13 protein-coding genes are annotated in these 13182 nt (G+C 34.3%); 1 reads left to right on the forward strand and 12 read right to left on the reverse strand.

What is annotated here, in order from left to right:
* Positions 1 to 9: 9 nt before the first annotated feature.
* The 9 genes from ACTSKG_RS05095 to ACTSKG_RS05135 all read right to left on the reverse strand — a co-directional run bounded on the left by ACTSKG_RS05095 (position 10) and on the right by ACTSKG_RS05135 (position 9281).
* On the reverse strand, positions 10 to 1785 hold the full coding sequence (locus ACTSKG_RS05095; RefSeq protein WP_464757062.1) for an ATP-binding protein: 1776 nt from the start codon (positions 1783 to 1785) through the stop codon (positions 10 to 12).
* A complete protein-coding gene (locus tag ACTSKG_RS05100; protein ID WP_464757063.1) occupies positions 1778 to 2494 on the reverse strand; it encodes a response regulator transcription factor in 717 nt (238 codons plus the stop codon). The genes ACTSKG_RS05095 and ACTSKG_RS05100 overlap by 8 nt, the downstream gene beginning before the upstream one ends.
* 106 nt (positions 2495 to 2600) lie before the next feature.
* Positions 2601 to 3785, reverse strand: a complete 1185-nt coding sequence (gene ccsB, locus ACTSKG_RS05105; protein WP_464757064.1) for a c-type cytochrome biogenesis protein CcsB — start codon at positions 3783 to 3785, stop codon at positions 2601 to 2603.
* Between the two features lie 4 nt (positions 3786 to 3789).
* The gene (resB, locus tag ACTSKG_RS05110) at positions 3790 to 5439 is read right to left on the reverse strand and encodes a cytochrome c biogenesis protein ResB (protein ID WP_464757065.1); all 1650 of its coding nucleotides are present in this window, start codon (positions 5437 to 5439) and stop codon (positions 3790 to 3792) included.
* A gap of 14 nt (positions 5440 to 5453) precedes the next feature.
* A complete protein-coding gene (resA, locus tag ACTSKG_RS05115; protein WP_464757066.1) occupies positions 5454 to 5990 on the reverse strand; it encodes a thiol-disulfide oxidoreductase ResA in 537 nt (178 codons plus the stop codon).
* A gap of 98 nt (positions 5991 to 6088) precedes the next feature.
* The gene (locus tag ACTSKG_RS05120; RefSeq protein WP_464757067.1) at positions 6089 to 6823 is read right to left on the reverse strand and encodes a pseudouridine synthase; all 735 of its coding nucleotides are present in this window, start codon (positions 6821 to 6823) and stop codon (positions 6089 to 6091) included.
* A gap of 106 nt (positions 6824 to 6929) precedes the next feature.
* Positions 6930 to 7892: a D-alanyl-D-alanine carboxypeptidase family protein gene (locus ACTSKG_RS05125; protein ID WP_464757068.1), complete on the reverse strand. Its 963-nt coding sequence runs from the start codon at positions 7890 to 7892 to the stop codon at positions 6930 to 6932.
* A 44-nt stretch (positions 7893 to 7936) separates the two neighbouring features.
* Positions 7937 to 8518 carry an SMC-Scp complex subunit ScpB gene (gene scpB, locus ACTSKG_RS05130; protein ID WP_464757975.1) on the reverse strand — a complete coding sequence of 194 codons (582 nt, stop codon included), beginning with the start codon at positions 8516 to 8518 and terminating at the stop codon, positions 7937 to 7939.
* Positions 8502 to 9281: a segregation/condensation protein A gene (locus tag ACTSKG_RS05135; RefSeq protein ID WP_464757069.1), complete on the reverse strand. Its 780-nt coding sequence runs from the start codon at positions 9279 to 9281 to the stop codon at positions 8502 to 8504. The genes scpB and ACTSKG_RS05135 overlap by 17 nt, the downstream gene beginning before the upstream one ends.
* Positions 9282 to 9335: 54 nt before the next feature.
* Between ACTSKG_RS05135 and ACTSKG_RS05140 the strand changes: the two genes are divergently transcribed.
* On the forward strand, positions 9336 to 9842 hold the full coding sequence (locus ACTSKG_RS05140) for a DUF309 domain-containing protein (RefSeq protein ID WP_464757070.1): 507 nt from the start codon (positions 9336 to 9338) through the stop codon (positions 9840 to 9842).
* Between the two features lie 2 nt (positions 9843 to 9844).
* Here ACTSKG_RS05140 and ACTSKG_RS05145 read toward each other — a convergent pair whose 3' ends face one another.
* The 3 genes from ACTSKG_RS05145 to ACTSKG_RS05155 form a co-directional block, all read right to left on the reverse strand.
* A complete protein-coding gene (locus tag ACTSKG_RS05145; RefSeq protein ID WP_464757071.1) occupies positions 9845 to 10204 on the reverse strand; it encodes a GNAT family N-acetyltransferase in 360 nt (119 codons plus the stop codon).
* Between the two features lie 172 nt (positions 10205 to 10376).
* Positions 10377 to 11693 (reverse strand): diaminopimelate decarboxylase, encoded by a 1317-nt coding sequence (gene lysA, locus ACTSKG_RS05150; RefSeq protein ID WP_464757072.1) that lies wholly within the window; start codon positions 11691 to 11693, stop codon positions 10377 to 10379.
* Between the two features lie 72 nt (positions 11694 to 11765).
* Positions 11766 to 13181 carry a spore germination protein gene (locus ACTSKG_RS05155; RefSeq protein WP_464757976.1) on the reverse strand — a complete coding sequence of 472 codons (1416 nt, stop codon included), beginning with the start codon at positions 13179 to 13181 and terminating at the stop codon, positions 11766 to 11768.
* Position 13182 lies beyond the last annotated feature (1 nt).

The raw sequence follows: 13182 nt of genomic DNA on the forward strand, positions 1-13182 counted from the left end.
TTTGTTTCACTAAATCATGGGCAACCTGATAATGAATTTTGTACCTACGCCAAGTTCACTTTCTACGGATAAATTACCATCATGACGCTCTACAATATTTTTAGCGATAGCTAGCCCAAGACCAGTTCCACTTTTCCCCCTTGTTCTTGCTTTGTCTGCTTTATAGAAACGTTCAAATACGTAAGGAAGATCTTCATTTGGAATACCATATCCTGTATCTTCCACTTCAACAATCAATTGATGGTTCCGTTGAAATAATCTCACGGTTACTATGCCGTTTTCTTCCGTGTGTCTCAATGCATTATCGATTAAGTTCGTAAGTACTTGCTCCATACGATCCTCATCTATTTCTAGAAATAGGGGTTCTATAAGTTTTTGTTCAAACTTTAATTGAACACTTTTTTCCTTTGCTATTTGATCAAACTTTTGCGTAATTCGTTCGATCGTTGGAATTATGGAGACTTTCTCTCTGTAAATACTTAAATATCCCGACTCTAGACGTGCTAAGTCTAAAAGCTCTGTTACTAATCTGCCCATACGTTTTGACTCATCATAGATAATACGAATCATTTCTTTTCTATCTTCTTCTGTCGTAACTACATCATCTATTATCGCTTCGCTATACCCTTGAAGCATGGAAATTGGTGTTCTAAGCTCATGTGATACATTGGCAATAAAATCTGAACGCATTTTGTCTAATCGATGCTGTTCGGTCATATCTCTAAGAACAACAACTGCTCCCCTTACCGAGTCTTTACTATAAAGCAAACTAATAGATATATCGAAGTAGAATCCTTTAATCTCAAGCTCTTCTTCTAATTCTTCTTCAAAATTAAATACATGATCGAGTAAATGGTATAACTCTGCTGGTAAGTGAGATTTATCCTTTGTTTCGTTATCAATATTCCATTTTTTAAAGAGTTTATCAGCTTGAGGATTACTGACCAATACATTAAAGTCTTTGTTAAATGTAATAACTGCATCGGTCATAGAAGTTAAGATATTAGAAAGCTGTTCTTTTTCTTGGTTAATTACTTCCACATGATGTTTTAACTGTCTGCCCATTCGATTAAATGCCGATCCTAGCTCGCCTATCTCATCCCTTTGTAGTTGAGGAACTTTCGTCTCAAAATTTCCTTTTGCTAATTCTAAAGCAGCTTCTCGCATCGTTCTTAAGGGAGAGGTAATTCTGGAAGTTAAAAAGAACGAAAACATGGTAGTTAAGAGTAATGCAATAAAACCAGATAAAAAAACTATTCTTGTTGTATGATTAGAAGTTTTGTTTACGACTTCTAAGCTTTGGTAAATAAAGACTGCTCCATGAATTTCCTTATCTGACTCAAAAGGCGAGGCTAAAATAATATAAGATTCCATTTGGTCTTCTTTTGTCATGGATGGCATTAACATTTTTTTAATAATTGTATTATTCGATATATAAACTTTCGTAAGGTCAGGATCTTTCAATAATTTATTCTTTATCACATCTTTGTTTAATCCATCATGAACCGATAAAAAAACAGATTCAGAGTTTCTGACGATTAAAGCGTTTGTCTCTGCTCCTAGAATATCTTTTATGATTTGAAGGGAATCTTCCACTTTATCGTATTGTTCAACTATTTTCCCAATCGTTGCTGCCTCTTGTCTTAATGTTTCTTCTGCTTGCTGAGTATGAAAATTTTCCAAAAATTCTAGCATTAAAACGGTTACAATAAACAACACAAATAAAACGAGAAGCAGTATGGTTCCCCATAGCTTCCCGACAACACTATTCCAAATTCTATTCATTGACAATCTCAAATTTGTAACCAACACCCCAAACGGTTACAATCATTTTCGCAGATTTTTCGGAAACTCTATTTAACTTTTCACGTAAACGTTTTACATGGGTATCTACAGTACGAAGATCACCGAAGAAATCATAATGCCAAACTTCTTTCAGTAATTGTTCCCGATCAAATACTTTATCAGGTGCCTTCGCCAAGAAATAGAGTAATTCATACTCTTTCGGAGTTAAACTAACCTCTACTCCATCCGCTGTTACACGGTGAGCATCGTGGTCAATCGTTAAATGAGGGAATACAACGATATCTTTTGATGCAGACGTTCCTTGCACTGGAGACAACACGGAAGAACGTCTAAGAATAGCTTTAATACGCAAAACTACTTCCCTTGGACTAAAAGGTTTCACTATATAGTCATCTGCTCCTAGTTCAAATCCTTCTACCCGATTTGCCTCCTCACCTTTAGCAGTTAGCATAATAACAGGGGTTTCTTTATGCTCGCGCAATTCAGTAATTACTTCAATACCATCTTTTTCGGGCATCATGATATCTAATAATATGCAACTATATTCATTTTCTAATGCAAGTTGTAAAGCGACTTCACCATTTTCTGCTTCTTCAACTTCATAGCCTTCTCTTTCTAAATACATTTTCAACAGGCGTCGAATTCGATCTTCATCATCCACTACTAAAAGTTTAATCATTTCAGACATATTTATCATACCTCTCTATCAACTTCTACTATTTATTGTACAATTTGTGTTCACAAAATGAAAGAAGCTCACACCTCTTTTATGAAGAGATATGAGCTAAAAAATCTTAAGCATAAGAATGTAGACCTGCAATGATCAGGTTTACGGCAATTAAGTTAAACATAATAATGATAAATCCTATTAATGCTAACCAAGCTGATTTCTCACCTTGCCAACCTTTTGTTAGACGTAGATGTAAGAATACTGCATAAAAAAGCCAAGTAATAAGCGCCCAAACTTCTTTAGGATCCCAACCCCAAAATCTTGACCAAGCTTCATGTGCCCAAATCATCGCGAAAATTAGTGCACCAAGTGTAAAAACTGGGAATCCAATAAGAACCGACCTATAACCTATTTCATCCATAAACTGAGAGTTTGCTTTTCTTGCAAATGGTTGTAGTACTGCTGCAATACGTTTACGTAATATTAAACGCAGTAATATATATAATACGGTTCCAAAAATAACAGACCAAGTTACGATTGTTAGTTTTTTTGCATTTACAAGTGGTGGCATTTCTACTAATGGAACCATAGCATTCTCTGTAATTGCTTCCGATTTATTCATCCCAAAAATAGGAGGCATATCATATTCAATTTTAGCTGTTTTTTCTTCTTTATCTACATAATTATACTCAGCTTTATAATCTGCTAAAGAGAAAGAGGTAGTTGCAACAACAAATCCTAGAACTAACACACCTACGTACATAACTGCTTCTATCCAAAAGCGTTGTTTAGATTTTTTAGTTAAATCAATATTTTTTAATAACCAAATCAAACCTGCTACAGCACTGATTGCTAAAATGGATTCACCAAGTGCTGCTGTTATTACATGGACTGTTAACCAGTAACTTTTAAGAGCAGGTATTAATGGAGTAATGTCTTTTGGAAACATGCTTGCATAAGCAATAATTAAGATAGCGATAGGTAATGCAAAAAGACCTAGGGCTGGAATTCTATAAAGAAAGTAAATTAAGATAAATGCCCCAACGACCATCATACCGAAGGCAGTTGTAAACTCAAACAAATTACTTACTGGAGCATGTCCAGCTGCAATCCATCTAGTAATAAAATAACCAATATTAGCGATAAAACCAAGAATCGTTACACTTATTGCTAATTTACCCCAACGTTCAAAAGACTTTGAAGCCTCAGAGCTAGATCCCCTTACTGCGCCTCCAAATAAAAAGGTTGCTATTAAATAAGCGATAAACGCAACTAACAATAAGGAACTACTAAGTGATACCATATCCATAAAATTATACCCCTTCCGCTTTTTCTACTTTAGAATCTAAATCTGATTGATCTTCATATGGTGGAAGAACAGCAACTGCTGACAGAGCATCTAAATCTTTTCTGATGCTTAGCCAGTTTTTGTTTGTATGTGCGGCAATTACAACTTGTCCATTTTCTAGTAGCTGCAACCAAATACGACGATGGTTCCAATACGAACCTTGGGCTACTCCGATCATGAATATAAGTCCTCCAAGTCCAAGAATAGGAAGTGTTAGGTCTTTTCGAATTGTTAAACCAGAGACGTCTCTTGTTTCAACACTTTGGAAAGCAATTTTATGTTTAGTTTCACCAAGCGGTTCTAGTGTTTCTTTTATCATAACAAAGCTTGTTTCACCCTTTGGAAATTCAGGACTATACATTTTCACTAAAAATGCTGGATTGTTTGGAAGTGGAGACTTTGATTGTGGAACTCCATCTTCAAATCCTGTAAAGTCCGCATAATAATCTAATACTTCTACTTTATAACCATTTTTCAAATCATATTCAGGTTGAGGATTAGCTAAATTAATAGTGAAATCTCCGAAGGATTCTTTAGTAGCTTTGTCCTGCAATTGAAATGTCATAGATTTTAACTCATCCAAACGGAAATCCATTTGAAACACGGAAAAGTTATTAAATTTAAGAGGTTTATTTACTTGAATAGATGCATCTTTTACAAATTTTAAATCCTCTGGTTTTCCAGCAACTGCATTGTCTGAACCTTTGTATAAGGTAACATCCGTCTGATAATTTTTAGCGATAGAACCAACTCGGTCAATAGCTTCACCATAAACAGCTGCAGATTCTTCTTTTGTATAAGTCTCATAAGTAAATTGTTTACTTTCCAAGAAGTACCCATCCGTTTTGGGTATATGTAGAGTTTCCCCTTCTCTAAGCCACATAGTTTCATCGACATAAAAACCTGGGATTGCCCGCAACATGACTCCAAATAAAAATAGAATTAGACCAAGATGATTGATATAAGGTCCCCATCTTGAGAAACGTCCCTTTTCGGCTAAAATAGCATTTCCATCGCGTTTCACTTTATAATGCAATGATTTTAACTTTTCTTCCGCCTTGTTTAGTGATTCACTAGGAACCTCTACTTCCCCAAACCCATAGATTCGTTGTCTACTTAGAAAACTAATATGCCTTTTTGTTTTTTGTTTCTTTAATGATTTATAAAGAGGAATTACTCGGTCTAAACTGGCTATAACTAACGATATTCCTAGCATACCAACTAAAGTTTGGAACCACCAGGAGCTATATAAATCAGATAATCCTAATTCATAATAAAGTTTTCCGAAAGTGCCATAAATTCTTTCATAATATGCTGCTATATCTGCTTCACTAGAAGCTGGAACATAAAAAACTTGGGGAAGTATTGTTCCTATTGCAGCTGCAACTAATATTAGAACAATAATCCACATACCAACTTTTACACTAGAAAAGAAATTCCATATTTTATCGATTATTGTTTTGTTATATGTTTGAGAACGTCTTGCAGAACCTTCATATCGCATATCTACAAGTTTCTTTTCTCTTACATCATTGTTTAAAGGACGTCCACAGCTTTCACATAACTCTGTACCAGCTGGATTTACGTTCCCACATGTACAAACTATTTTGTCCATTTTAACGAACTCCTTTAGGAAGGTTTAACCTGATCCATAAAATTAGCAATATCTTGCTCGGTCATTTGACCTTTTATAATTTTTACAATCCGACCATCTGGATTTATTAAAAAAGTAGTAGGCAATGGGTCAATATTGTATAATTCCATTACACTTTTATTTCGATCGATTGCAATTGGGAATGTTAATCCAAAACGTTTTGCAAAACTATTTACTTTCAAATCAGATTCACCTATATTGATAGCAAGTGTTTGAACACCTTGATCTTTATAAATGTTATATTGATTGTCCATAGCTGGCATTTCAGTGGCACAAGGCTTACACCATGTTCCCCAAAAGTTCAAGAAAACCCCTTTTCCCTTATAATCTGACAGTCTATGCTCATTTCCTGTCATATCAACCAAAACGAAATCTGGAGCTTTGTCGCCTACTTGAAGAACTGTAATCTTATCTTTATTTATGTTTGAATACACAGTAAATACAATTGCTAATGTAAGCACTACCAAAATTACGGTTCTTATATACAACCGCTGTTTTTTAGATTGAGCCATTTCTTTTCCTCCAATTCAAAGCATAACCGTTATTTATTATACCAAAATAAATAACGGTTAAAATTGAGACTTTTGACTGCTTTGTGAACATCTTGGTTTTAGTTGCCTATCTTACCTGTTTCGGCAAGAACTCTTAACTGTTTGACTTCATGCGTAGACAGTTCTCTCCATTCTCCCGCATTTAGACTATGCAATGTTAAAAACCCAAAACGTTCCCTTTTTAGCTTCTGTACTGGGAAACCTATTGCGTCAAACATGCGTCTAACCTGTCTATTTTTCCCCTCATGTATCGTAATCTCTATAATCGCTTTATTTGTTTTACGTTCTGAAGATAATAATTTAACTCGGGCAGGAGCAGTTTTACCATCCTCTAAAACTATTCCCCGTTCTAACGGACGTAATTGCTCCTTTAGTGGAATTCCTTTTACTCTTGCCACATAAGTTTTGTCCACTTTAAATTTTGGATGCGTTAGCGCATATGAAAAATCGCCATCGTTTGTAAGTAATAATAATCCCGATGTTTCGTAATCCAATCTACCTACAGGGTAAAGACGCTCGGTAACATGTGGTAACAAATCCGTTACCGTCTTTCTACCTTTATCATCAGTTACAGCGGATATAACTCCTCTTGGTTTATATAGCAAATAGTAAACTTTTTGTTCTTTTTCTAATTTTACACCCTCTACTTCCACTGTATCCGCATCGGTAACTTTTAAACCAAGTTCTGTCACTACTTTACCGTTAACTTTCACTTTTCCTTGCAAAATCAATTCTTCTGACTTTCTTCTTGATGCTACACCTGCATGCGCAAGTACTTTTTGTAATCTCTCCAAATCGTTCACCTCGTCCATTCTTTCCACTAACATGAGTGAATTATGTCATACTTTCGGATAAATTAAAAGAAGACAGTCTTTTTGTAAAACTGTCTTCTAAAATTATTTATTCAATTTTATCTACATTAAATCGTAAAGCAATTTCATTATTTATATAAACATTCCATAAATAAGCGCTATTTTTATCTTTTTTCCGTGGAATATGTAGTACATTTTGTAATTGTTTTTTTTCATTCTTATTCATCAATAAATGGTAATCCTGATTAACCTCGATCACTTCTTTATTAAACAATTTATATCTACCTTTTTCAACTACCTTCACATCTTCATAGTTCGAAAAGATTTTGTCTGCCAAAGAAGAATGCATTTTCCAATCATTAGAATTGTTTAATGTTACGACAATAACTTCTTTCGATCCTTTTTTAAAATAAGTAACGAGCGTCCTACCAGCTCTTTTGGTGAAACCTGTTTTACCTGCAATTGCATCATCTTCGTAATGCAAAAGCTTATGTTTGTTTCTCCATGTCACATTTCGTTCCTTAGGTTTAAAAGTTTTAGCAGATGCAATTTTATAGAAGTCCTTGTTTTGAATAGCTAATTGAAGCATTGTAGCCATATCAAAAGCAGAAGCATAATGATTATCATCGTGGAGTCCAGAAGGATTAGTAAAATGTGCATGCTCCATCCCTGCAAGTTGAATTTTTTCGTTCATCAATTGAACAAATCCCTCAATTGAACCTCCAGTATGTTCCGCAAGTGCATAAGCAGCATCATTACCTGATTGTAAAAGAAGTCCATGAAGAAGAGAATCTACCGTCCAAACTTCACCAGCTTGCAAATATAAAGAAGACCCTTCTTGCGATGCTGCTTTAGTTGATATAGTTATTTCCTCATCCAAATCACAAGAATCTAACACGATTAAAGCTGTCCATACTTTCGTTAAACTAGCTATTGGAAGTTCCGTATACGCATTATTTCCTTCTAGCAATCTACCAGATTTGGCATCAATCACAACATATGATGATGAAGCTTCTACATTATTTGTTTGCCAAAAAAGAAATAGCAACAAAAAAATAAATGTTTTTTTGAATATAATATATACTCCTCTTTTAGTTATTCCTCTTGAACAAACGCTTCTTGGAACTTCGTCATAAATAAATCAGTGTCTTCCATTTCATCTACTGAAATCTCTTCTGGCAAAGGTGGTAATGCTTTAATATCCTTGAGTCCAAAATATTGAAGAAATTCTGTAGTAGTACCATACAAAATAGCTCTTCCCGTTCCTTCCGCACGACCTACTTCTTGAACAAGACCTTTTGCTGATAATGTATAGATTGGTCTTTCTGATTTCACTCCCCTTATATCTTCTATCTCTACTCTTGTAATTGGTTGTTTATACGCAATTATAGCTAACACTTCTAGGGACGCTTGAGAGAGTGATTGAGAAGTAGGATTTTCTACTAACTTTTGGATACTTTGGACATTATCTAATTTAGTCACAAATTGATAGGCTCCAGCAAGTTGTTTAATGACAATGCCACGTTCCTCATTTTCCTCATAATCTATCATCATCTTTTGGAGCGTTTCTATTACAATATCTTCTGACATATCTGTTAAAAAGGCCAGTTGCTTTTTTGTTAAACCATCGTCTCCACTTACAAAAAGTAGGCTTTCAATTTTACTCTTTAATTTCATCGTCGTATTCACTATCTACAACTTCCTTTCGCAATAGAACAAATAATTCTTCAAAATTACTTTTTTGCTCTATTTGAACAATTTGACGCTTCATAAGTTCGAGTAATGATAAAAACGTGATAACAATTGTCATTTTATCTTTCAACGGGAATAAATCAAAAAAAGATAATTTACCTCCACTTTGTTTTAAAGTTGTGACAACACTCTTCATTTGATCTTTTATCGAAATTTCTTGTTTACTAATTCTAGTATGAAGTGGCACATTTAATTGCTTTCTACGGAGCATTTTTTGAAAAGCTCCTAACATATCATATACATTAACATCTAGTTCGAACAAAGCTAGTTGCTGATTATCTTGATAACTACTTAAATCGGCAGGAGGTCTTGTAAAAAATAAACTTCGAGATTCCTCCATCTCATGCAAACTATTAGCTGCTTCCTTATACTTTTTATACTCAATTAATTTTAATACTAATTCATCTCTAGGATCATTAAACGAAATATCAAAATCGCCTTCCATCTCATCGTCTTGATGGATGGGAAGGAGCATTTTACTTTTAATGGACAATAATGTAGCCGCCATCACCAAGTATTCACTTGCCTCATTAAGCTCTAATACTCGCATAGCATGAATATGCTCCATATATTGAGAAGTGATTTCTGCCATTTTAATATCATATATATCTATTTCCAAACGATTTATTAAATGTAATAATAAATCTAGAGGTCCTTCAAATGCCTCTGTTTTTACTTCATACGACATATAACTCCACCTATTATCGGTTTTTAACATCATTATAGAGGAAAGGTGATTGTATTGCACCCTACATTCCATCCTAAATTTGTACAATTTCTTAAAGAATTTAATGATACCAATGACTATTTTGAATGCCACGAAGTGTTAGAAGATTACTGGAAAGAGATAGCACCAAGACAAAAGAATCATCCCTTAACAGCCTTTATACTAATGTCCACAAGTATGTATCATTGGCGAAGAGGAAATATTCCAGGGGCTATTAAAACAATGAATAAGAGCATTAAGCGGTTTATTGAAACATACGATTCTTCTTTTTTTACAACACTAGACTTTAAAGACATCATGCAAAGTACAACAAACTCTCTCTTACTAATGCAAAAAATAAGTGAATTTCAACCTTTTTCTATTCAAATTATAGATTCTGAATTACTCTCTTTAGTTAACAAACTGAAGATCAAAAATAGTGATGAATTACATTTTCTTATTCATAAGCATATGCTAAGAGATCGTTCAGAAATACTTGAGGAACGAGAAAAAAGCAAAAAAAGAAGAGATGACAAATGGTAACGTCATTCCTCTTCATTTTCTGTCTGACATTTTTCAAAGAAAGACTTAGTGTCTTCTGATGGTTGAATAGATGTTGTATGTAGAATCGATGGTAAATTTTGAATCATTTCTTTCCCTATTCCTTCTCCTCGATGCGAAGGATTAACCGAAATATGCTGAATAATTCCATTTGTATCATCCATTCTAACACCAACTATCCCAACTAAATCCTCATCTCTTTTCCATAAGAACAAGTGCCAATTCGGATTAGTTTCATATTGATGAATTGTTTCCAATAACTTTTTAACATCTTTTTCTTGTGGCATAAAGGATAAAAGCCCCATAGAAATTTTTTCAAATGCTTTTTTATAACGTAGCAACATATTAATGACCCTCTTTTAATTTCTTAAAGAAATTTTTTCTATCTTACACGAAATTTGATTAATTTACAAATTACCATTCGGAGCGAAAAAGAGCCAATATATTAATCCCCAGCCAATTCCAACTAATAAAAGGATAAAGAAGAGGATAATATTTTGTTTTTTCATCTATTCCTCACTCCTTTTCCATTGTAAAAGGAAGGTCTAAATGAACGATGTCTTCTAGCGTTTCTCTTCTAACAGCTAATTGATGATTTCCATTTTCCACGAAAACTACCGCCGGTCTGGTTAAACGATTGTAATTACTCGCCATAGCGTATCCATATGCTCCTGTACAAAACATAGCTAAAATATCTCCTGCTTCAGCTTTTGGCAATGAAATATGTTCAATTAGTTTATCTCCTGATTCACAACATTTACCAGCAATCGTATATTCTTTTTCTTTTTTATTATCGACTTTGTTCGCAATAACCGCGTCGTACAATGCACCATATAGTGCAGGTCTAATATTATCAGACATGCCACCATCTACAGCAAGATAATTTCGAACGCTTGGAACTTCTTTTTCTGATCCGACAGTATACAGAGAAGTACCTGCATCGCCTACTAATGATCTACCAGGCTCAATCCAAATTTCTGGCATTGCAAAATCTGTGTTTGCAACTAAGTCTTTCACAACAATTACCATTTCTTTTACATATGCAGAAGGCTCTAAAGGGGTATCTTCATCCGTATATTTGATACCAAATCCCCCACCAAGATTTAGAACTGTACATTGGAAACTAAATTCATTATACCATGCAATCATTTTTTTAATAAGTTTTTCGGCAGCAACTTTAAATCCAATTGTTTCAAAAATTTGTGATCCAATATGACAATGCAAGCCTAGTAATTGAATATGCTCATCTCTGTAAACTTCTTGAAATGCTCGGTCAGTCTGTCCGTTTAATAAATCAAATCCAAATTTTGAATCCTGTTGACCAGTTGTAATATAATCATGCGTATGCGCCTCTACTCCTGGTGTAACACGTAGTAGAATATTTACTTTTTGGTCAAGTTCACTTGTTAATTCTTTTAATAATTCTATTTCATAAAAATTATCTACGACTATACAACCAATCTTATGCTCTAGAGCAAGTAGAATTTCCTCTTTACTCTTATTGTTACCATGGAAATGAATACGCTCTACAGGAAATCCAGCCTTTATCGCAGTATATAACTCTCCTGCTGATACTACATCTAGTGATAAATTTTCCTGATTCATAACTTGATACATTGCCACACTTGAAAAAGCTTTACTTGCATACGCTACTTGTGCTTGTACTTTTTGTTCTTTAAATGTGTTTATGAATGAACGAGCTCGTTCTCTAATAAGCGACAGATCATATACAAATAGTGGTGTTTCATAAATTTTAGCCAATTCTATACTATCAATTCCACCAATAAGTAAGTGACCTTTTTCATTTACAGCATGCTTAGATACCATCACCATTTGTCGCGCCCCTTTTCCTCTTTTTCTATATGAACTTTAACACAGGAAAAGAGGATATTGCAATTTTATTTATCATCTTTTTCGAACAAGTGCTCTTGTAATAAATGGTCTTTTTGCTTCTGTTGGCATCGGAAACCTTACTAATATGCGTAGAAAAGCTTTTGGAAAGAAAGGTAACGCTGGCCATAAATAAGGTACATTTAAAGGTTTTACAGAACATACATACCAAAGTAAGCATACAATTGCTACAAAAAAACCATTTACTCCAAAGAATGCAGTGCTAAGCAAAATAAATGTCCTAAAAATTTTCGTAGTAATACTCAACTCATAGGACGGAATAGCAAAAGTAAAAATAGCTGTAAGAGCAGCATACAAAATAACCTCTGGAATGAATAATCCTACATCAACAGCCATTTGCCCTATTACTATCGCTGCAATAATACCCATCGCAGTTGATAATGGGGTTGGTGTATGAATAGCCGCCAATCGCAAAAATTCAATACCAATATCCGCAAATAATATTTGTATTATCAGGGGAATTTCACCTATATCTTTTGGACCGAAGAAATCTAATGACATCGGAAGATATTCCGGGTGTTTTGCTATTAAGTACCAAAAAGGGAGTAAAAATAAGCTCAATAATACACCTGAAAAACGTAACCACCTTACAATAGTTCCAATTACCGGTGCTTGTCTATACTCCTCCGCATGCTGAAGATGATGAAATAATGTTGTCGGAACAATTATGACAGAAGGAGAAGTATCAACTATCATTATTATATGTCCTTCAAGTAAATGTGCAGCGGCAATATCTGGCCTTTCTGTAAAACGAACAAAAGGGAGCGGATGAAAACCTTGTTTAAATATCCACTCTTCCAACGCTTTATCAGTCATTGTAAACCCATCATGTTTAATTTGGTTTAGTCTATCCCTTATTTGTGAGAGATTGTCTTCATTTGCAATTCCTTTTATAAAAGATATAGCAATATCCGTTTGACCCATGGAAGAGACCTGATGTAGTTCAAAACGTAGATCGGTATCGCGAATTCTTCTTCTTATAAGAGCTGTATTTTGAACAATATTCTCTGTAAAGCCGTCCCTAGATCCTCTTACTACTTTTTCGTTATCTGGCTCTTCTGGCTGTCTTCCAGGATAGGATCGAACATCAATCGTATAAACTGATCCATTCTCCAATATAAAGGTCACTTGACCGCTAAGAAGTGCTACTATCCATTTTTCTTTAGAATCATATTGAGTAATGGCATGATATGGGAAATAATGTTCCATCACTCTATTTTCATCTAAATCTGTTTCCCATTTGTTTTCTTGCACATTTGCCAATAATTCCGTTAGAACTAGACTGTCTACTAATCCATTTATATAGACAAGAAAAACCGGAAAATCATATAAGTGTGTATGTAAATTACCAACATCATATGATTCATTGACACCAAACTTTTCTTTTAAAAAATCTTCTGCTTCCGCCATA

The sequence above is a fragment of the Psychrobacillus syltrankelensis genome (genome assembly GCF_055454035.1).

Bases quoted from the DNA above. Each gene is read 5' to 3' on its own strand.
- ACTSKG_RS05135 (WP_464757069.1), bottom strand. From the start codon at position 9,281: ATGTCGTATGAAGTAAAAACAGAGGCATTTGAAGGACCTCTAGATTTA.
- lysA (WP_464757072.1), bottom strand. From the start codon at position 11,693: ATGGTGATGGTATCTAAGCATGCTGTAAATGAAAAAGGTCACTTACTT.
- ACTSKG_RS05145 (WP_464757071.1), bottom strand. From the start codon at position 10,204: ATGTTGCTACGTTATAAAAAAGCATTTGAAAAAATTTCTATGGGGCTT.
- scpB (WP_464757975.1), bottom strand. From the start codon at position 8,518: ATGAAATTAAAGAGTAAAATTGAAAGCCTACTTTTTGTAAGTGGAGAC.
- resA (WP_464757066.1), bottom strand. From the start codon at position 5,990: ATGGCTCAATCTAAAAAACAGCGGTTGTATATAAGAACCGTAATTTTG.
- ACTSKG_RS05100 (WP_464757063.1), bottom strand. From the start codon at position 2,494: ATGTCTGAAATGATTAAACTTTTAGTAGTGGATGATGAAGATCGAATT.
- ccsB (WP_464757064.1), bottom strand. From the start codon at position 3,785: ATGGATATGGTATCACTTAGTAGTTCCTTATTGTTAGTTGCGTTTATC.
- ACTSKG_RS05095 (WP_464757062.1), bottom strand. From the start codon at position 1,785: ATGAATAGAATTTGGAATAGTGTTGTCGGGAAGCTATGGGGAACCATA.
- resB (WP_464757065.1), bottom strand. From the start codon at position 5,439: ATGGACAAAATAGTTTGTACATGTGGGAACGTAAATCCAGCTGGTACA.
- ACTSKG_RS05155 (WP_464757976.1), bottom strand. From the start codon at position 13,181: ATGGCGGAAGCAGAAGATTTTTTAAAAGAAAAGTTTGGTGTCAATGAA.